The sequence below is a fragment of the Sphingobium sp. VMM genome (genome assembly GCF_056790315.1).
Genome location: NZ_JBXGSI010000002.1, coordinates 254128 through 272754 on the forward strand (window position 1 = coordinate 254128; position 18627 = coordinate 272754).

Consider the following 18627-nt stretch of genomic DNA (forward strand, 5'->3'; position numbering starts at 1 on the left):
CAATTTCATTCGCAGCGCCCTAGCCTATTTCGCCCCGGCGCAGAAGTGCGGAAGAAACGCTATAGCAATAAGGGAAAGAGGCGGGAGACGCTCAGCCCTGCGGAAAATCCTGTGTCCGGACGCGGGCGAAGAGCCAGCAGCGGATCGCGCTGGCCAGATTGGGGGGATCGTCGGCCGCCATGCGCGTCACGTCGATCCGGGCGATCAGCGCATTGATCGGCAATTCGGCCTCAGCCGCGGCATCGCGCAGCGCCTGCCAGAAGATCGGCTCCAGGCTGATCGCGGTCTGGTGCCCGGCAATGGTCACGCTGCGCTTGACCGGAGGGGCAAAGGGCGACGCCCCGGACGCGGCTGCGCCATCGGAAGCGTCGCCCTTGGCCATCAATACATGTGCTGGCCGCCGTTGATCGACAGCGTGCTGCCGGTCACGAAGCCGCCCTCGTCGCTGCAGAAGAAGGCAACGCCACGGGCGATCTCATGCGCCTGACCCAGACGGCCGACCGGGATCTTGGCGACGATCTTTTCCAGCACCGGTGCCGGCACGGCGGCGACCATGTCGGTGTCGATATAGCCGGGCGCGATCGCATTGACGGTGACGCCATATTTGGCGCCTTCCTGCGCCAGCGCCTTGGTGAAGCCGTGAATGCCCGACTTGGCGGCGGCATAGTTAACCTGGCCATATTGGCCGGCCTGGCCGTTGATCGAACCGATATTGACGATCCGGCCCCAGCCGCGCTCGCGCATGCCGCCAAAGGTCGCCTTGGCCATGTTGAAGCAACCGCCAAGGTTGATGCGCATGACTTCGTTCCAGTCGTCGAAGCTCATCTTGGCGAGCACGCCGTCACGGGTGATGCCCGCATTGTTGACGACGATGTCGACCGGGCCGAGCGCTTCCGCCACCGCAGCGCAACCGTCCAGGCAGGCCTGATGATCGCCGACATCCCATTTGAAGCTGGCAATGCCGGTGGCGTCGGTGAAGGCCTTGGCCTTTTCCTCGTTGCCGGCATAGTTGGCGGCAACCGTATATCCCATTTCCTTGAGTGCCAGGCTGATGGCTTCCCCGATACCGCGGGTTCCGCCGGTCACGATCGCTACTCTCGACATGCGCCTGTCCTCTCCTGTGCTAGACCCTCTGGTCCACCCATCCTGAAAGCTCGCGGCCGACCAGCCGCTGGTAGAGGGTGATAGCTTCGGGGGATGCGTTTAGACAGGGCAAAAAGGCAAATTTTTCGCCACCTTCCGCTAAAAAAACTTCTTTCGCGCGAAGCCCGATTTCCTCTAGGGTTTCCAGACAATCTGCCGAAAATCCGGGTGTCACGACAGCAATGTTCCGGACACCTTCCTTCACCAATCTGGTGAGCGTCGCTTCGGTCTCCGGCTCCAGCCATTTGGCCCGGCCGAAACGCGACTGGAAGCTCATATGGACGGGCAGGTCCATTGCCGCATCGAGCAGCCGGACCGTCTCCACCGACTGGTGATAATAGGGGTCGCCCAGCTTCAGCGTCCGTTCCGGCATGCCATGGAAACTGGCGAGCAGCGCATCGGGCCTGAAGTCGAGCGGCGCCAGATGGCCGTCGATCGATATTTTCAACGCGGCGATATAGTCGGGATCGGCATAATAAGGCGGCAGGGTGCGGATCGCCGGTTGCAGCCGCATGTCGGCCAGCGCGGCAAAGGCCTTGTCCAGCGCGGTCGCGGTGGTCGCGCCCGAATATTGCGGATAGAGCGGCGCCAGCAGGATGCGCTCGCACCCCTGCGCCATCATCGCCTGGAGCCGGCTGGCGATCGACGGATTGCCATAGCGCATCGCCCAGTCGACGATCAGGTCCGGGCCCATCGCCTGCTGCAACGCCTCCGCCGTCTCGCGGGTATAGACCGCCAGCGGCGATCCGCCGGGCATCCACACCTGCTGATAGGCATGGGCCGACTTTTTCGGCCGCGTCGTCAGCACCGCGCCGCGCAGGATCGGCTGCCAGATGATCTGCGGAATTTCCACCACGCGCGGGTCGGACAGGAATTCCGCCAGATAACGGCGCACCGATGTGGCATCGGGCGCGTCGGGCGTGCCGAGATTGATCAGCAGCACGCCGACGCGCGATGGCGTTCGAGTGTCAACTTCGCTGTCAGGCATCAGCCATTTCCCATGATCGGCAGGCTGCGGAATCGCTGCCCGGTGACGGTGAAGAGCGCATTGGCGATCGCCGGCGCGGCAAGCGGCGCGCCAAGATCGGTGACGCCGGCCGGATCGGCCGTGCTGCGGATCAGTTCCACGCTGATCTCTCCGATGTCGCCCAGCCGCGGCAGGTTCATCCGCCCCAGCATCGCGCGCGTCGGCATGCCGCCGGCATAGGGCACCGACGCCCCCATCGCGAGCGCGAGGCCATGGATCAGCCCGCTTTCTATCTGTTGTCGCGCGATATCGGGATTGACCTGATCGCCGCAATCCACCGCCGCAACCATCCGCCGGACGCTGAGCTTGCTGCCCTCGATCCCCGCCTCGACCATCACGGCGGCATAGGCGCCGTTCATCATATGCGCGGCGATCCCCTGCCCGCTGCCGGCAATGCCCCCCTGCCAGCCGCCCATCGCGGCCGCCGTGGAGAGGCAATGGGCGAGGCGCGGGTTGCTGCCCAGCATCTGGATGCGGAAGGACATCGCCTCGATCCCCGCCAGATGGGCGAGTTCGTCCAGGAAGCATTCGGTGAAGAAGGCGCCATGGAGATGCGCATTGCCGCGCATGAAGCCGAGTGGCAGGCCAACGTCAGCGGGATAATGATCCACCGCCCAGTTCGGAATGGCATAGGGCGGCACCATGCCGGCCACCGCCAGCCGGGTCGCCTTGTCGCCCGCTTCGGCGGCGGCCTCATGCGACAGCTTGCCATGGGCGATGCGCGACCAGGTCTGGGTCATGGCGCAGGGAGCCGCCACCTTGGCCAGCCAGCCTTCGACCATGCCACCACGGCCCAGCTTGGCCGCCATGCGGGCATGGGCCGGCGCGCCGGGCCGATCCTGAATCACATCCTCCAGCCGCGACCAGAGCAGTTGCACCGGGCGGCCAACATCGCGCGCGATCAGCGCGGCCTGCACACCCGCCTCCCAATCCATATGCCGTCCGGTCGCGCCGCCGGCATGGAGCGGGTAGAGCGTCACCGCACTGTCCGACAGGCCGAGCGCATCGGCGATCGCGGCGCGGGCCAGCGCGGGCGCCTGCGTCGCCATCCAGGCCTCGGCGCCCTCCTCCGTCACCCGCGCCGTCGCGCACATCGGCTCCAATGCGAGATGCAGGCCGGGATCGACCTGATATTCGCTGGCCAGGATCGTCGCCTTCTCGAACACCGGCAGCAGGTCGCCCTGCACATAGAGACGCCGGCCGGCATCCTTGGAAAAGGCATCCTCCAGCGCAGCATCGATGCGACCGCTGTCGACCGGCGTGCCGCGCAGGGTGAAGCTGGGATCGATCAGGTCGAGCGCCCGGTTCGCCGCCCACCAGTTGGTGCCGACCGCCGCGATCCAGCGCTCGGTGCGGACCAGTTTCAGGAAGCCGGTGACCTTCTGCGCCTCGGCATCGCGCGCATCCTTCAGCACGGCGTCGCCGATCGGCCCCTGCCGGATCGAGGCGAAGACCATGTCGGGCAGGCGGATGTCGGCGGCGAAATTATGGCTGCCGTCGATCTTGGACGGGGTGTCGAGCCGCGGCAGATCCTGCCCGGTCAGCCGACCGTCATTGCCCTGACGATAGGGCAGGATGTCGGGCAGGGTGAAACCGGCCGCATCCTCCACTACATCGCCCAGCCGCAGCTTGCGCTCCGCCCCGTCGGTGATGATGCCATTCTGGATGTCGCAGCTTTCCCAGGGCACGCCCCAGCGCGCCGCCGCCGCCTTGCACAGCAGCACACGCGCCGCCGCACCAGCCCGGCGATAGGCGTCATGGAACATCGGCACCGACGTGCCCGCCCCGGTCAGCATCAGCGCGCTGCGCGTCGCATATTGGTCGATCGCCCAGGTGCCGGCATCGCCCGCCACGCGGGTCCAGTCGCTCGCCAGCCAGTCACGCGCCAGCAGGCCGTTGGCATAGAGCGGGCTGATCGGCGCGCTCTGCACCGCGACGGTGCGCCAGTCGGCGCCCAGTTCGTCCGCCAAAATCTGCGGCAGGATGGTGGTCACCCCCTGCCCCATTTCGGTTTGCGGCACGATGGCGATCACCTGCCCGGCCCGGTCGATCTTGAGGAAGGCGTCGAAAACCTGTTCGCCCGGCCCGACATTGAGATTGGGCCGATAGCTGCGCGGCCAGGCCGCCCAGGCCAGAACCAGTCCGACTGCCGCACCGCCACCGACCAGCAGCGTGCGACGGCTCACACCTGTGTCGCTCAAACCTCTGTCTTTGCGTCGTTTCAACGGTGCCCGCGCCATGGCCTTGCTGATAGAGGCGCGGGGCCGTGCTGCCTAGGGCTAATCCGCCGCGATCGGCGCAAGGCCAAGCCGCCGGATCTCGATCGCCGGGCAATAGTCCATCACGACCTTGAGCCCCGCCGCTTCGGCCCGCGCCGCGGCATCGGCATCGATCACCCCCAACTGCATCCAGACCGACTTGGCGCCAGCGGCGATCGCCTGGTCCACCACCTCGCCCGCGGCCTCGCTGCGCCGGAAGATATCGACCATGTCGATCCGCACGCCGATGTCCGACAGCCGATCCCAGACGAATTCGCCATGGACATGTTCGCCGGCGATCTGCGGATTGACCGGCAGCACGCGATAGCCATGATACTGCAGCGTCTTCATCACACTATAGCTCGGCCGGTCGGGGCGATCGGAAATACCGACCAGCGCGATCGTCCGGGTTTCGTTGAGCAGATCGGCAATATCCTGCGCGGCGGTGAGCGGCATGGCGGTCCTCCTGTCCTGGTCCCCGATATGGGCAGGGCGAAGGCGCGAACAAGGGGCCTGGCGCGCGCCGGTCCTAACCAATTCCTAAGCAGCGTCCGGCTAGGCCCGGCAATGCGCGATTCGCGCCGGCCGGTGGGGACGGGCCGTATTCAGGGGGTCTGAGATGAAGTCTGTCGTCATTGCCGCGCTTGCCATCATGTCCGCGACTGCCCAGCCGCTGCTGGCACAGGCCGATGCGCCGCTGCCCGTCATGCAGCCGCCCGAGGCCAGTCCGGCCATGGTCCTGCCCGCCAACACCGCCGTCATGCTGCGCATGAACAGTGAATTGTCCAGCAAGACCGCCAAGGAAGGGTCGATGTTCGACCTGTCGGTCGCCGATCCGGTGATGGTCGATGGCTATGTCGTCATCCCGATGAATGCCCGCGCCGTGGGCGAAGTGACCTGGCTGACCGGCAAGGGCGCCTTCGGCAAATCGGGCAAGATGAATATCGAGCTGCGCTATATCGAAGTCGCCGGGCGCCGCATCCCGATCAAGGGCAGCTTCCGCCAGGAGGGCGAAGGCAATACCGCCGCGACCATCGGTGGCGTGATCGCGGCCGGCGTGTTCGCGGGCTTCATCACCGGCAAGACGGCGATCATCCCGGCCGGCCGGGAACTGCAGGCCTTCACCCAGAATGAGATCGCGCTGGCGCCGCCGCGCCGCCCCGCGCCCATGCTGGGCCAGCCGGCACCGATCCCCGCCAGCTACACGCCCGCGCCCCGCGCTGCGCCGCTGCCGGCCGCCCGGCCAGCACCGCGTCGGTCGATGGTCGACCCGTCGCTGGAGATCAACGTCAAATAAGCCGGACTTGGCCGTGGCGCACCGCACGCGCCACGGCTAGACCCTGCCCATGTTCGATATTCGCAAAGACAATCTGAGCGGCGCACCGACCCGCGCGCTATTGGCCATCCATCTGGCCGGCATGCAGGCGGAATCGCCGCCAGAAAGCGTCTTCGCGCTCGACCTGTCAGGATTGCAGCAGCCCGACATTTGCGTCTGGACCGCCTGGGATGGCGACAGCATCGCCGGCGTCGCCGCGCTGCGCGATCTGGGCAGCGGCCAGGGCGAACTCAAATCGATGCGCACCCATCCCGATCATCTGCGCCGGGGCGTGGCTGCAGCGCTGCTGCGCCATATCATCGGGCAGGCACGGCAGCGCGGCATGACCCGGCTCAGCCTGGAAACCGGCAGCGGCCCCGCCTTCGATCCGGCGCTGACGCTCTATCGCCGGAATGGTTTCGGCAATGGCGAGGCGTTCGGCGATTATCGCGCGAGCGCCTTCAACCAGTTCCTGCACCTCGGCCTCTGATCAGGCGGCCTTCGCCAGCCAGGCCGCGACCTTTTCGGCGACGGCGCGGAAGGCATCGGCATGCGGCCCTTCGCCAGCCGCCGGCGGATCGCCCGCGTCGGAGCGCTTGCGAATGTCGATCGCCAGCGGAATGCGGCCGATGAAGGACAGGCCAAGCTCGCCCGCCGCCGCTTCCGCACCACCACAGCCGAACGGATCGGACACTTCGCCACAATGCGGGCAGGCATAGCCGGCCATATTTTCGACCAAGCCGATCATCGGCACCTGCGCCTGTTCGAACAGGCTGATCGCACGGGTCGCATCCATCAGCGCCAGATCCTGCGGCGTCGAGACGATCACGGCGCCGGCCGGCTTGTGCTTCTGGAGCATGGTCAACTGAATGTCGCCGGTGCCCGGCGGCAAGTCGATCACCAACAGGTCGGTGTCGCCCCAGTCGGCGTCGATCAACTGCCCCAGCGCATTGCCGACCATCGGCCCGCGCCAGGCCAGCGCCTTGCCGGGATCGACCAGATGCGCCATCGACAGCATCGGAATGCCGAGCGGGCTTTCGACCGGGAACAGGCGCTTTTCGCGCGCCTGCGGCTTCTGGTCCTCGCTGGCGAGCAGGCGGGCCTGCGACGGGCCATAGATATCGGCATCGACCAGACCGACCTTGTGCCCCAGCCGAGACAAAGCGATGGCGAGATTGGCCGACAGGGTCGACTTGCCCACCCCGCCCTTGCCCGACGCCACGGCGATGATGCGCGGCGCGCGGCGCTCGGCCGTCATGGCGATGCGCACATCGGTGACACCCGGCAGCATCAGGCCGCCCTCGCGGATGGCGGCGGCCACGGCATCGCGCCGTTCGGGCGCCAGACCGCCCACGTCGAGCGCCAAGGTCATGACGCCATCCTTCACCCGCGGCGCGCTGGCACGGCCATCGGTCAACGTCTTCAGGCGGGCGGCAAAATCATCGATATCGGTCATGACTGGGCCCTCTAGGCAATAATCGTCGTTAAGGGCACTGTTTTTCGCGTGCAGCCATTCCTATAGAGATGACATGAGAAGATTATTCGGGTGGATGCCCGGCATCGCGAGCGCCATGGCCCAGGGTCCCTGGGGCGGCAAGGGTGACGGGCCTGAGGGCAATGACGGACCGGGCAAGAACGGGTCCGGCGGGGGCAGTGATGGCCCGCGCAATCCCTGGACCCAGCCCGGCAAGCCGGCCGGCGCAAAATCTCCCTCCGCAATCGAGGAATTGCTGCGCAAGAGCCGCGAAAGCTTTGGCCAGGGCGGCGGCTTCGGTGGTCTGCCGCCGCGCGCGAACGGCCGGGCGCTGTGGCCGATTGCCGTCGGCATTGTCGTCGTCCTGTGGCTGGTGCTGACCAGTTTCCACCGGGTCGGCCCGCAGGAACGCGGCGTCGTCACCCTGCTCGGCAAATATAGCCGCACCCTCTCGCCCGGCATCAGCCTGACCCTGCCCGCCCCGTTCGAGGCGGTGCGCACGGTCGATGTCGAGGAAATCCGCACGATCGACATCGGTTCGGCCAGCGCGGAGAGCGAAAATCTGGTGCTGACCGGCGACCAGAATATCGTCGACCTGGCCTATTCGGTGCGCTGGAACATCCGCAATCCGGAACTCTATCTGTTCCAGCTGGCCGACCCGGATGCATCGATCCGCGAAGTGGCGGAAAGCGCGATGCGCTCGGTGGTCGCCAGCGTCAGCCTGGACGATGCGCTGGGTGCGGGCCGCACCGAGATCGAGCAGCAGGTCGAACAGCGGATGCAGGAGATTCTCGACGGCTACAAGTCGGGCATCCGCGTCCAGGGCGTGGCGATCAAGCAGGCTGATCCGCCGGCCGCCGTCAACGACGCCTTCAAGGAAGTGTCGGCCGCGCAGCAGACCGCCCAGACCTATCTGAACGAGGCCCGTGCCGCCGCACAGCAGGTCACGGCCAAGGCGCAGGGCGAAGCCGCAGCCTTCGACAAGGTCTATGAACAATATCGGCTGGCACCCGACGTGACCCGCCGGCGCATGTATTACGAAACCATGGAGGGCGTCCTGTCCACCGTCGACAAGACGATCGTCGAAAGCGGCAACGTCACCCCCTTCCTGCCCCTTCCCGAACTCAAGCGCCGCGCCCAGGGCACACCCCAGTCGGCTGCCAATGCGACGGAGGAAGGCCAGTGAGCTTGCGCAATCCCATCGCCCTCGCCATCGGCGCGATCATCCTGCTGATCCTGGTCGGCAGCACCGTCACCATCGTGCCGGAAACCCGGCAGGGCGTGATCGTCCGCTTCGGCGAGCCCAAGCAGATCATCAACCGCTATCGCCCGAACGAGGATTTCGGCAAGACCGGCGCCGGCGTCATCCTGCGCGTGCCCTTCTTCGACCAGATCGTCTGGATCGACAAGCGCGTGCTCTCGGTCGAGATGGAGCGCCAGCAGGTGCTTTCGACCGATCAGTTGCGCCTGCAGGTCGATGCCTTTGCCCGCTACCGCATCGTCGATCCGCTGCGGATGTATATTTCGGCCGGCAGCGAGGAGAAGGTGTCGGACGCGCTGCGCCCGATCCTGGGCTCGGCGCTGCGCAACGAACTGGGCAAGCGGCCTTTCGCCGCGCTGCTCAGCCCCGAACGCGGCCAGGTGATGCAGAATATCGAGGCCGGGCTTGACCGGGTCGCGCGCCAATATGGCGCCGAGATCGTCGACGTGCGGATCAAGCGCGCCGACCTGCCCGACGGCACGCCGCTGGAAAGCGCCTTCACCCGCATGCGCACCGCACGCCAGCAGGAAGCGCTGACGATCCGCGCCCAGGGCCTGAAGCAGGCACAGATCATTCGCGCCGAGGCCGACGCCAATGCCGCCCGCATCTATGCGGAAAGCTTTGGCAAGGACGCGAATTTCTATGACTTCTATCGCGCCATGCAGGCCTATCGTTATACCTTCGCCCCGGATCGGGCGGGCGGCACGACGATGGTATTGTCGAAGGACAATGAGTTCCTGAAGCAGTTCCAGGGCCGCTAACAGCAGGTTTCAGGATCATTACGGAACCAGTGTCATTCAATATCGGTTAAGGCAGGGCGGCGCATCGATAAGGCTCCCCGAGAGTCCCGCCCTTCCCGCTCCCGAATTTCTGAAGAGGACCGTCACGAGTGCGTTACGCTTATGCCATCACCGGCGCCCTGCTGCTCGGCGGCACCGCCATCGCCGTCACGACCAGTTCCAATGTCGGCGCGCAGACCGCCCAGAATGAAGGCCTGCAGGCCGCTGCACCCGCCGGCGCGCCGGCGAGCCTGGCCGACATGGTCGAAAAGCTGCAGCCGGCCGTGGTCAACATCTCGACCAAGCAGCGCGTCACCGTGCAGAATCCCTTCGCCGGCACGCCCTTTGGCGACCTGTTCGGCCAGGGTGGCGGCGGCAAGCCGCAGACCCGTCAGGCCCAGTCGCTTGGCTCGGGCTTCCTGATCTCGGCCGATGGCTATATCGTGACCAATAATCACGTCGTGTCGGCCGGTGCCGAAGGCGCTAGCGTCGACAGCATCACGGTCACCATGACCAACAAGGAAGAATATCCCGCCAAGCTGGTCGGCCGCGATCCCGCAACCGACCTTGCCGTGCTGAAGATCGACGCGAAGAAGCCCCTGCCCTTCGTCAAGTTCGGCGACAGCACCAAGGCGCGCGTGGGTGACTGGGTCGTCGCGATCGGTAACCCCTTCGCCCTGTCGGGCACCGTGACCGCCGGCATCATCTCCGCCGTGCATCGCGGCACCGGCGGCACCTATGACAAGTTCATCCAGACCGATGCGTCCATCAATCAGGGCAATAGCGGCGGCCCGATGTTCGACATGCGCGGCAACGTGATCGGCATCAACAGCCAGATCCTGTCGCCTTCTGGTGGCAATGTCGGCATCGGCTTCGCCATCCCCTCGGAACAGGCGGCGCCGATCGTCGACACGCTGCGCCAGGGCCAAAGCATCAAGCGCGGCTATCTGGGCGTGCAGATCAGTCCGCTGGGCGAGGATATGGCGGACTCGCTGGGCCTCGCGAAGAATCGCGGCGAGTTCGTGCAGGGCGTCGAGCCTGGCAAGGGCGCCGAAAAGGCCGGCATCAAGGCAGGCGACGTGATCGTCAGCGTTGCCGGTCAGGAAGTGACGCCGGACCAGAATCTGTCGTCGATCGTCGCCAACAGCAAGATCGGGTCGAGCGTGCCGATCGTGCTGCTGCGCAACGGCCAGCGCATGACCCTGAACGCGGTCGTGGGCGAGCGCCCGAGCGAAGACGAACTCAATAATTTCGCCCAGCAGCAGGATGATGATTTCAGCCAGCAGGGCGACCAGGGCAGCGACACCCAGGCGGCGCAGAAGTCGCTGGGCATCTCTGCCATCCCGCTGACCCCCAGCATCACCCGCCAGTTGGGCGTTGCCGGCGACACGCGCGGCATCGTCATCACCGCCGTTGACGGATCGACCGATGCCGGCGCCAAGGGCCTGCGTCGCGGCGACGTGATCCTGTCGGCCAATAACCGGCCGGTGCTGACCCAGGCAGATCTGGATGCGCAGGTGAAGGCGGTGTCGGCCCAGGGTCGCAACGCCATCCTGCTGCAGGTGCTGCGTCGCGGCCAGGCGCCGTTGTTCCTGCCCATCCGCCTGCGCGACAAGTAAGTCAGCGAAAGCGACAATCGTTACGGGCCGCGCTTGCCGGATTGCCTGCCTCCCTTCTAAGAAGGAGCAGACAGTCCGGCGGGCGCGGCCCGACCCGTTTTTGAGGAGCATAAGCCCATGAGCGACGGCATCTTCCTTGGTCTGGGCGCGCCCGAAAAGGACGGCGGCATCCCCCAATATCTCAACCTGCGCCGGGCCAATCGCCACGGCCTGATCGCCGGCGCAACCGGCACCGGCAAGACGGTGACGTTGCAGGGCATCGCCGAAAGCTTCTCGGCGCTCGGCGTCCCGGTGTTCGTGGCCGATGTGAAGGGCGACCTGTCGGGCATTTCGATGGCCGGTTCGCCGACCGCCAAAAATGCCGACAAGCTGGTGTCGCGCGCCAAGGAAATCGGCATCGCCGATTACAGCTATGCCGACAATCCGGCGATCTTCTGGGATCTCTATGGCGAACAGGGCCATGCGATCCGCACCACGGTCAGCGAGATGGGGCCACTGCTGCTGGCTCGGCTGATGGGCCTCAACGACACGCAGGAAGGCGTGCTCAACATCGCCTTCAAATATGCCGATGAGGAAGGGCTGCTGCTGCTCGACCTGGGCGATCTGCAGGCAATGCTCGCCTATTGCGCGGAAAATGCCGATACGCTCTCGGCCCGCTTCGGCAATGTGACCAAGGCCAGCGTCGGCGCGATCCAGCGCCAGTTGCTCCAGCTCGAAACCCAGGGCGGCGACCATTTCTTCGGCGAGCCCGCGCTCGACATCCACGACTTCCTCAAGGTGGATGACAAGGGGCGCGGTTATGTGAACATCCTCGCCGCCGACAAGCTGATGCAGAGCCCGAAGCTCTACGCCACCTTCCTGCTCTGGCTGCTGAGCGAATTGTTCGAGACGCTGCCCGAAGTGGGCGATCCGGAAAAGCCGGTGCTGGTCTTCTTCTTCGACGAGGCCCATCTGCTGTTCGATGACGCCCCGGCGGCATTGCAGGACAAGATCGAGCAGGTCGTTCGCCTGATCCGTTCCAAAGGTGTCGGCGTCTATTTCGTCACCCAGAACCCGATCGACATTCCCGAAGCCATTGCCGGCCAGCTCGGCAACCGGGTGCAGCATGCGCTGCGCGCCTTCACCCCGCGCGACCAGAAGGCGATCAAGGCCGCAGCGGACACCTTCCGCATCAACCCCGATCTCGACATCGAGACGGCGATCACCGAACTCAAGACCGGTGAGGCGCTGGTGTCGCTGTTGCAGGAGGATGGCGCGCCCGGCGTGGTCCAGCGCACACTGATCGCCCCGCCCCGCTCGCGCCTCGGCCCGGTCGACGCCAAGGAGCGGGCGATCATCCAGTCGATCTCGCCCTGCGAGGGCAAATATGACACCGCCGTCGACCGCGAGTCCGCCGAGGAAATCCTGGCCGCGCGCGGCGAGGCCGCCGCTGCCGCCGCGCAGGCAGCCAAGGCCAAGGCCGAAGCCGACAAGGCCGCCGCCGCCCAGGCCAAGGTCGAGGCCAAGCAGCGCGAACAGGAGTTGAAGGAACAGGCCCGGCGCGATGCCGCCGCGGCGCGCGAGGCGGCCAAGCCCAGCAGCCTCGACAAGGCGGTCCAGTCCGCCACCCGCTCCGCCGCCTCCTCGGTCGGCCGTCAGGTCGCCAATGAACTGGGCCGCGCCGTATTCGGCGGATCGAGCCGCAGATCCTCGGGCGGCGGCATCGCCGGCCAGCTGGTGCGCGGCATATTGGGCAGCCTGTTCAAATAAGGATGGGCCAGTAACATGGACAAGGGGCCGGTCGATTATGTCCGGCCCGTTGCTATCCGCCGCGGGATAAGGCTAGAGCGCGGCCATGTCTTCCTCGGCTGCTGCACCCCACCCGCTCCATTACGGCAATTTCCGCGCCTATCTGGTCGGCCGTTTCTGCGCCACGCTGGCGCAGTACAGCATGATGATCCTGCTCGCCTGGCAGGCCTATAATGTCGCGCGGGAGACGATGAGCACGGGCGAGGCATCGGCGCAGCTTGGCCTCATCGGCCTGGCGCAGTTCCTGCCGCTCTTCTTCCTGACGCCGGTGACCGGCTGGGTGGCCGATCATTTCGACCGGCGGATCATCACCCGGCTGACGCTGGCGCTGTTGATGCTCGCCGCAGCCGTGCTGGCCTTTGCCACCTATGAGGGCTGGGTCAGCCTGCCGCTGATCTTTGGCATCGCAGTCATCGTCGGCATCGCCCGCGCGTTCAACGGGCCGGCCTATGGGGCATTGGCGCCCAATCTGGTGCCGCCCGCCGTGCTGCCGACCGCCATCGCCCTGTCGTCGGTCGCCTGGCAGACCGGCGACATCCTCGGCAAGGCGGTGGGCGGCTATGCCTATGCGATCGAGCCCTGGGCCGCCTATGCGCTGTCGGCGGCCTTGTTCGGCGTCGGCCTGATATCGATGATGATGATCGGGCCGGTGCCCCAGCCGCCGCGCCAGCAGGGCCGCCATCCGATCCGCCAGATGATCGACGGCTTCACCTATCTCAAGAGCAACCGGCTCGTGCTGGCGACGATCACGCTGGACCTGTTCGCGGTATTGCTGGCCGGTGCGACCGCGCTGCTGCCCGTCTATGCCCGCGACATCCTGCATGTCGGGTCGACCGGCTATGGTCATCTGGCGATCGCGCCGGGGATCGGCGCGGCGCTGACAGCGCTCTGGTTCTCCTTCCGGCCGATGAAGACGCAGGTCGGCCTCAAGATGCTGGCGGCGGTCATCCTGTTCGGCCTGGCCACGATCGCCTTCGGCTGCACCGCCTTCCTGCCGCGCGACATCGCGGTGGAGGCCGGCATCGCCGCGCTGATCGTGCTGGGCGGTGCCGACATGGTGTCGGTGTTCGTGCGCCAGTCGCTGGTGCAGTTGCACACGCCCGATGCGATGCGCGGCCGCGTCTCCAGCCTGTCGCAACTGACCATTTCCGCCTCCAATGAACTGGGCGAAGCGGAATCGGGCTTCCTTGCGGCGCTCGTTGGGCCTATCGCTGCGGTCATCGGGGGTGGCGTGGGCGCCATTCTCGTCACGATATTCTGGGCGCGGCTCTTTCCCGAACTGCGCCTTGCACGCACTTTCGACCCACCCGACTTAAGGGAGGCGGACATCAGCCAGGAGACGGCCCAATGAAAGCTGCCACTATTCTCGATACCATCGGCAATACTCCCCATGTCCGGGTCAACCGGCTGTTCGGGGACGCTGAAGTGTGGATCAAGTCGGAACGGTCGAACCCCGGCGGGTCGATCAAGGACCGCATCGCGCTCGCCATGATCGAGGCGGCCGAGGCATCGGGCGACCTGAAGCCGGGCGGCACGATCATCGAGCCGACGTCGGGCAATACCGGCGTAGGCCTCGCCATGGTCGCCGCGGTCAAGGGCTATAAGCTGATCCTGGTCATGCCCGAAAGCATGTCGATCGAACGCCGCCGGCTGATGCTGGCCTACGGCGCCAGTTTCGACCTGACCCCGCGTGAAAAGGGCATGAAGGGCGCGATCGAACGGGCGCTGGAACTGGTGTCGCAGACGCCCGACAGCTGGATGCCGCAGCAGTTCGAGAATCCCGCCAATATCGACGTCCATGTCCGCACCACCGCGCAGGAAATCATCGCCGATTTCGCCGACGCGCCGATCGACGTGCTGATCAGCGGCGTGGGCACGGGCGGCCATATCACCGGCACCGCCGAGGTGCTGAAGAAGCAGTGGCCGAACCTCAAAGTCTATGCGGTCGAGCCGACCTTGTCGCCGGTCATCAGCGGCGGCCAGCCCGGCCCGCACCCGATCCAGGGCATTGGCGCGGGCTTCATCCCGGCGAACCTGCACACCCAGATATTGGACGGCGTGATCCAGGTCGATCCGGCCGATGCGAAGGACTATGCCCGTCGCGCCGCCAGCCAGGAAGGTATGCTGGTCGGCATCTCGTCGGGCGCCACGCTCGCCGCGATCGCGCAGAAGCTGAAGGAACTGCCCGCGGGCAGCCGCGTTCTGGGCTTCAATTATGACACCGGCGAACGCTATCTCTCGGTGCCCGACTTCCTGCCCGAATAAACGGCACAAAGCCTAGGGCATGATCGACGGCACTTTCCCTGACCGGCCACATCGCGCGATGTGGCTGATATGGCTGTTGCTGTTCGTCGGTCTGCCCATGGCGGTCGCCGGCTGGGAAAGCCGGCCGCGCGCTGGCGATGAGGTGGCGCAGGGCCGCCGGCTGGCGGCTGTTGCAGCCGCCCGCCAGCGCCGACCGGCAACGCCGCCGCCCGCCGTCGAACCCGTCGCGATTTTCGCGCTCGGCCCCGAGCAGGCCCGCGACCTCAACGCCCAGATCCCCTTTTCCCGCGATCCCAATCCGCCGGCCCGACCGTTCATGTTCCGCGGATCGGAAACCGATCTGGCCCGAGCCACGGACTGCCTGGCGGCGGCCCAGCTTTACGAAGCGGGCGACGATGCGGTCGGCGAGCAGGCGGTGGCACAGGTCGTGCTCAACCGCGTGCGCCACCCGGCCTTCCCCAAGACTGTCTGCGGCGTGGTGTTCCAGGGGCAGGAACGGACCACCGGTTGCCAGTTCACCTTCACCTGCGACGGCGCACTGGCCCGCACGCCATCCATCGGCGCCTGGGCGCGGGCGCGGGAGATTGCGCGTGGCGCGCTGGCCGGCAAGGTGTTCAAGGCTGTCGGTTATGCCACCCATTATCATACCGACTGGGTTGTGCCCTATTGGAGCGGCAGTCTGGACAAGATCACCGCAGTCGGCACGCATCTGTTCTTTCGCTGGCGCGGCTGGTGGGGCACGCCGCCCGCCTTCCGCCTGGGCGAAGCCGGTGGCGAGCCGCTGATCGCCCGCATCGCCCGCCTGTCCGCCGCGCATCAGGGCCTGCCGGGCAGCGGCCTGCCGGGCATGCCGCTGGTGCTGGCGACCGAAGCGGCCGCCGCGCTGGCCGCCAGGCCGGAACGCGCCATCGGATCGGACTCGCTGGGCAAGACGATCGGTGGCGTCCGACTGATCGCGATCGCACCGGGCGGGCGCAGCTTCCTGGTCGAGCTCAATCGCAGCAGCCCGCCGGAAAGCTGGCCCGCGCTGGCCGAGACCTTCTGTGCCGGACGGCCCGAATGCCGGATCATGGGCTGGCGCGGCGGCGCCGTCCCGACCGGCCTGCCGCTCAACGACGCCCAGCTTGAGGCGATGAGCTTCGCCTATATCCATTATGTCGGCAACGGATTGCAGCGGGCGCTGTGGAACTGCAGCCAGTTCCCCCGCCCGACCAAGGCCGAATGCATGCGGCAGCGCGTGCCAACCGCGACGCCAGCGCCGCCGCCCGCGGCCGCCGTCGCGCCCTCGCTGGATGGCGTGCGGCGCAAGGAGCGGTTCGAGACGGTCAAGATTGCACCGGCCCCACCCGCCACGCCGCCGATCGTGACACCGAAGGTGACACCCGTAACGCCATCCGGCTCCTGATGCGGACGGCGCTGGCGGATTTCGCGCGCGATTACGTTATGGTATAAAATCACGACATTTCGGGGGCAAGATGGTTACGCGGCGGGGCTTTATCGGACGGGCAGGCGGCGCGCTGGGTGTCACTTTCGGTGTCAGCCTGGGGCTGGACGGCGCGGTTGCGGCCACGGCCGGACCGTCGGATGGCTGGCCCGACGAGGCGCCCTTCCGTTTCGCCGGCGACATGACGGATTTCGAGGCGGCACAGCGCGCACTGCTGCCCCTCTATGACGTGGAGCGCGATTTCGCGACTTTCGACGCGGCCTATTATGGGGCGATGACCCGGCCGGTCGCGGCCAGCTATCGCGCCTATTCGCAATGGGTGAACCGCAACAATTCGCTGTTCCTGCGCAATGCCGCACCCGGCCATCCGCGCGACGCCGAGCTGGATCGGTCGCGCACGGCCGTGGCCAAGCTGCTCGGCGCGCAGACCGAGGAGATCGCGCTGTCGGGCGGCGGCACCGAGGCGCTCTATGCGCTGATCGCCAATTATGCGCTGCTCAAGGCCGGCGACGCGGTGATCTATGCCGATGTCGACTATGACGAGATGCAATATGCCTGCGACTATCTGGAGCAGAGCCGGGGCGCCCGCATCGTCCGCTTCAGCCTGCCCGAGCCGCATACGGAAGCGAATATCCTGGCCGCCTATGACAGGATATTGAAGGAAACGCCGCGCGCGAAGCTGCTGCTGCTCACCCATTTGTCCAACCGCAACGGGCTGGTGCCGCCGGTCAAGGCGATCGTCGCCATGGCCAAGGCACGGGGCGTCGACGTGATCCTGGACAGCGCCCAGGCGGTCGGCCACCTGCCCTTTACAGTGGACGACACGGGCGCCGACTTCATCGGCTTCTCGCTGCACAAATGGCTGGCCGCGCCGCTCGGCACCGGCGGCATCTATATTCGCAAGGACCGGCTGCAGGACATCTCCCCCTGGCTCGGCAACCGCATCCATGGGCCGGAGGATATTCGCGCGCGCATCCCGACCGGCACGGTCGACTTCGCCGCCCGCCTGACCATCCCGCGCGCGATCGCGGTGCAGGATGCTATCGGACTGGAGGCGAAATATCGCCATCTCGTCCGGCTGCGCGACTATTGGGTCGAACGGGTTCGCGACATCGCCGGGCTGGAGATATTGGTGCCGCAGGAGGCCGGCCGCTTCGGCGCCGTCACCGGTTTCCGCCTGCCCGGCATGAAGGGCCCGGATGGCGCCAAACAGGCAGCCAAGCTGTTCCTCGACAAATATCGCCTGCTGGTGGTGGCCAAGGCCGGGCTCGCATCCGGGCCAGTGCTTCGCGTGACGCCTGCCCTGTTCAACAGTAGCGCCGAGCTGGACCGGCTGGTCGCCGCGATCAGGGCGGAGCGGAAACTGTTCAGCTAAGACGGTCCGCCGCCTGTGCAAGCAGGCGCCGGGCTTCGTCCGTCACCGCTATTGCGGCGGTGGAGAGCGAGCGACCGGCCCGTCGCACCAGCGCGATCTCGCTCTGTATGGGCGGGCGGTCAACCAGATCGAGCATGACCAGCGCACCGGCCGCGATGTCGGCCTGCGCCGCCGCCGGCGCCCCGACCCAGACCGCGTCCGAGCGCAGCGTCAGATCCCGCAGGATATGGAAATTGTCGCAGATGAAAGCGCCGGTCATGTCCGGCAAGCCGGCGAGAACCAGATCGGACGCGCTGGCAATGGCAAAAGGCCCCAGATCCGCTCGACCAAGCCCGGTGCGCCCGGCCAGCGGATGCCCGCTGCGCACCAGCAATCCGACCTCGATCGCCCCGACCATCTGCACGCTGAGTCCCTGCACATCGGCCAGCGGCCAGCTATTGCCAAAGATCAGTTCGATCTGATCGTCCATCAGTGCCTGGACCAACTGGTCGGGCGTGCGGATCATGGTCCGCAGCAGAAGGCCGGGGCGGGTGCGCTGCACATAGGCGCCAAGATCGGGCAGCAGCAGACTGGCCATCAACGGGCCAAAGCCGATCGCGACCTCTCCCGCCTCACCGCGTGCCAGGAGCCGCAGGTCGCGATCCATACCTGATGCCAGCCCGACGAGATCGCGTGCCTGATCGATGATCTGGCGGCCGATCGCGGTCGGCATCACCCCGCTGCGGCTGCGATCGAACAGCCGCACGCCATAGCGCACCTCGAACGCGGCGATCGAGCGGCTGAGCGCCGGTTGGGTGATGTTGAGCTGCTCGGCGGCTCGCGAAAAGCTGCGGGTCTGCGCGACGGTCAGGATGTGGCGAAGGCGAAGGATATCCATGC

General features: G+C 66.6%; 17 protein-coding genes. 10 read left to right on the forward strand and 7 right to left on the reverse strand.

Annotation, left to right across the window (positions count from 1 at the left end; genetic code table 11):
• Positions 1–91 precede the first annotated feature (91 nt).
• From ACUCV3_RS03755 to ACUCV3_RS03775, 5 genes are read right to left on the reverse strand one after another with little or no spacing between them, the layout of a single operon-like run.
• Positions 92–382: a ribbon-helix-helix domain-containing protein gene (locus ACUCV3_RS03755; RefSeq protein WP_122928344.1), complete on the reverse strand. Its 291-nt coding sequence runs from the start codon at positions 380–382 to the stop codon at positions 92–94.
• Positions 382–1104, reverse strand: a complete 723-nt coding sequence (phbB, locus tag ACUCV3_RS03760) for an acetoacetyl-CoA reductase (RefSeq protein WP_004208456.1) — start codon at positions 1102–1104, stop codon at positions 382–384. Before phbB ends, ACUCV3_RS03755 begins: the two co-directional genes overlap by 1 nt.
• 19 nt (positions 1105–1123) lie before the next feature.
• Positions 1124–2131: a ferrochelatase gene (hemH, locus tag ACUCV3_RS03765; RefSeq protein ID WP_122928345.1), complete on the reverse strand. Its 1008-nt coding sequence runs from the start codon at positions 2129–2131 to the stop codon at positions 1124–1126.
• Positions 2131–4410, reverse strand: coding sequence for a molybdopterin cofactor-binding domain-containing protein (locus ACUCV3_RS03770; protein WP_122928346.1), 2280 nt, complete (start codon positions 4408–4410; stop codon positions 2131–2133). Before ACUCV3_RS03770 ends, hemH begins: the two co-directional genes overlap by 1 nt.
• A gap of 39 nt (positions 4411–4449) precedes the next feature.
• A complete protein-coding gene (locus ACUCV3_RS03775) occupies positions 4450–4884 on the reverse strand; it encodes a CoA-binding protein (protein ID WP_122928347.1) in 435 nt (144 codons plus the stop codon).
• 163 nt (positions 4885–5047) lie between these two features.
• Here ACUCV3_RS03775 and ACUCV3_RS03780 point away from each other — a divergent pair, with 163 nt between their 5' ends.
• Together ACUCV3_RS03780 and ACUCV3_RS03785 are read left to right on the forward strand one after the other, a co-directional pair.
• Positions 5048–5725, forward strand: coding sequence for a hypothetical protein (locus ACUCV3_RS03780; RefSeq protein WP_037522060.1), 678 nt, complete (start codon positions 5048–5050; stop codon positions 5723–5725).
• Between the two features lie 49 nt (positions 5726–5774).
• The gene (locus ACUCV3_RS03785; RefSeq protein ID WP_122928348.1) at positions 5775–6233 is read left to right on the forward strand and encodes a GNAT family N-acetyltransferase; all 459 of its coding nucleotides are present in this window, start codon (positions 5775–5777) and stop codon (positions 6231–6233) included.
• Here the strand turns inward: ACUCV3_RS03785 and ACUCV3_RS03790 are convergent, their stop codons facing one another.
• Positions 6234–7199, reverse strand: coding sequence for an Mrp/NBP35 family ATP-binding protein (locus ACUCV3_RS03790; protein WP_037508243.1), 966 nt, complete (start codon positions 7197–7199; stop codon positions 6234–6236).
• A 73-nt stretch (positions 7200–7272) separates the two neighbouring features.
• On the opposite strand from ACUCV3_RS03790, the gene hflK reads away from it, so the two are divergent.
• From hflK to ACUCV3_RS03830, 8 genes are all read left to right on the forward strand, one after another.
• Positions 7273–8403 carry an FtsH protease activity modulator HflK gene (gene hflK / locus ACUCV3_RS03795; RefSeq protein WP_169861861.1) on the forward strand — a complete coding sequence of 377 codons (1131 nt, stop codon included), beginning with the start codon at positions 7273–7275 and terminating at the stop codon, positions 8401–8403.
• Entirely contained in the window at positions 8400–9239 is an 840-nt protein-coding gene (gene hflC / locus ACUCV3_RS03800; protein WP_004208464.1) for a protease modulator HflC, read from the forward strand. The genes hflK and hflC overlap by 4 nt, the downstream gene beginning before the upstream one ends.
• A gap of 128 nt (positions 9240–9367) precedes the next feature.
• A complete protein-coding gene (locus ACUCV3_RS03805) occupies positions 9368–10876 on the forward strand; it encodes a Do family serine endopeptidase (RefSeq protein ID WP_017500403.1) in 1509 nt (502 codons plus the stop codon).
• A 117-nt stretch (positions 10877–10993) separates the two neighbouring features.
• Positions 10994–12625 (forward strand): helicase HerA-like domain-containing protein, encoded by a 1632-nt coding sequence (locus ACUCV3_RS03810; protein ID WP_278377005.1) that lies wholly within the window; start codon positions 10994–10996, stop codon positions 12623–12625.
• Positions 12626–12710: 85 nt separating this feature from the next.
• Positions 12711–14015 carry an MFS transporter gene (locus ACUCV3_RS03815; RefSeq protein WP_122928349.1) on the forward strand — a complete coding sequence of 435 codons (1305 nt, stop codon included), beginning with the start codon at positions 12711–12713 and terminating at the stop codon, positions 14013–14015.
• The gene (gene cysK, locus ACUCV3_RS03820; protein ID WP_010338110.1) at positions 14012–14929 is read left to right on the forward strand and encodes a cysteine synthase A; all 918 of its coding nucleotides are present in this window, start codon (positions 14012–14014) and stop codon (positions 14927–14929) included. Before ACUCV3_RS03815 ends, cysK begins: the two co-directional genes overlap by 4 nt.
• A 19-nt stretch (positions 14930–14948) precedes the next feature.
• Positions 14949–16334, forward strand: a complete 1386-nt coding sequence (locus ACUCV3_RS03825; protein ID WP_122928350.1) for a cell wall hydrolase — start codon at positions 14949–14951, stop codon at positions 16332–16334.
• A gap of 70 nt (positions 16335–16404) precedes the next feature.
• Entirely contained in the window at positions 16405–17748 is a 1344-nt protein-coding gene (locus ACUCV3_RS03830; RefSeq protein ID WP_122928351.1) for an aminotransferase class V-fold PLP-dependent enzyme, read from the forward strand.
• Here the strand turns inward: ACUCV3_RS03830 and ACUCV3_RS03835 are convergent.
• Positions 17741–18625, reverse strand: a complete 885-nt coding sequence (locus tag ACUCV3_RS03835) for a LysR family transcriptional regulator (protein ID WP_122928352.1) — start codon at positions 18623–18625, stop codon at positions 17741–17743. The genes ACUCV3_RS03830 and ACUCV3_RS03835 overlap by 8 nt on opposite strands.
• Positions 18626–18627 lie beyond the last annotated feature (2 nt).

Excerpts from the sequence above, each read along its gene's own strand:
- ACUCV3_RS03775 (WP_122928347.1), bottom strand. The coding sequence starts at position 4,884 with ATGCCGCTCACCGCCGCGCAGGATATTGCCGATCTGCTCAACGAAACC.
- cysK (WP_010338110.1), top strand. The coding sequence starts at position 14,012 with ATGAAAGCTGCCACTATTCTCGATACCATCGGCAATACTCCCCATGTC.
- hemH (WP_122928345.1), bottom strand. The coding sequence starts at position 2,131 with ATGCCTGACAGCGAAGTTGACACTCGAACGCCATCGCGCGTCGGCGTG.
- hflK (WP_169861861.1), top strand. The coding sequence starts at position 7,273 with ATGAGAAGATTATTCGGGTGGATGCCCGGCATCGCGAGCGCCATGGCC.
- ACUCV3_RS03780 (WP_037522060.1), top strand. The coding sequence starts at position 5,048 with ATGAAGTCTGTCGTCATTGCCGCGCTTGCCATCATGTCCGCGACTGCC.
- ACUCV3_RS03815 (WP_122928349.1), top strand. The coding sequence starts at position 12,711 with ATGTCTTCCTCGGCTGCTGCACCCCACCCGCTCCATTACGGCAATTTC.
- ACUCV3_RS03790 (WP_037508243.1), bottom strand. The coding sequence starts at position 7,199 with ATGACCGATATCGATGATTTTGCCGCCCGCCTGAAGACGTTGACCGAT.
- ACUCV3_RS03755 (WP_122928344.1), bottom strand. The coding sequence starts at position 382 with ATGGCCAAGGGCGACGCTTCCGATGGCGCAGCCGCGTCCGGGGCGTCG.
- ACUCV3_RS03770 (WP_122928346.1), bottom strand. The coding sequence starts at position 4,410 with ATGGCGCGGGCACCGTTGAAACGACGCAAAGACAGAGGTTTGAGCGAC.
- ACUCV3_RS03830 (WP_122928351.1), top strand. The coding sequence starts at position 16,405 with ATGGTTACGCGGCGGGGCTTTATCGGACGGGCAGGCGGCGCGCTGGGT.
- ACUCV3_RS03810 (WP_278377005.1), top strand. The coding sequence starts at position 10,994 with ATGAGCGACGGCATCTTCCTTGGTCTGGGCGCGCCCGAAAAGGACGGC.
- ACUCV3_RS03835 (WP_122928352.1), bottom strand. The coding sequence starts at position 18,625 with ATGGATATCCTTCGCCTTCGCCACATCCTGACCGTCGCGCAGACCCGC.
- ACUCV3_RS03825 (WP_122928350.1), top strand. The coding sequence starts at position 14,949 with ATGATCGACGGCACTTTCCCTGACCGGCCACATCGCGCGATGTGGCTG.
- ACUCV3_RS03785 (WP_122928348.1), top strand. The coding sequence starts at position 5,775 with ATGTTCGATATTCGCAAAGACAATCTGAGCGGCGCACCGACCCGCGCG.
- phbB (WP_004208456.1), bottom strand. The coding sequence starts at position 1,104 with ATGTCGAGAGTAGCGATCGTGACCGGCGGAACCCGCGGTATCGGGGAA.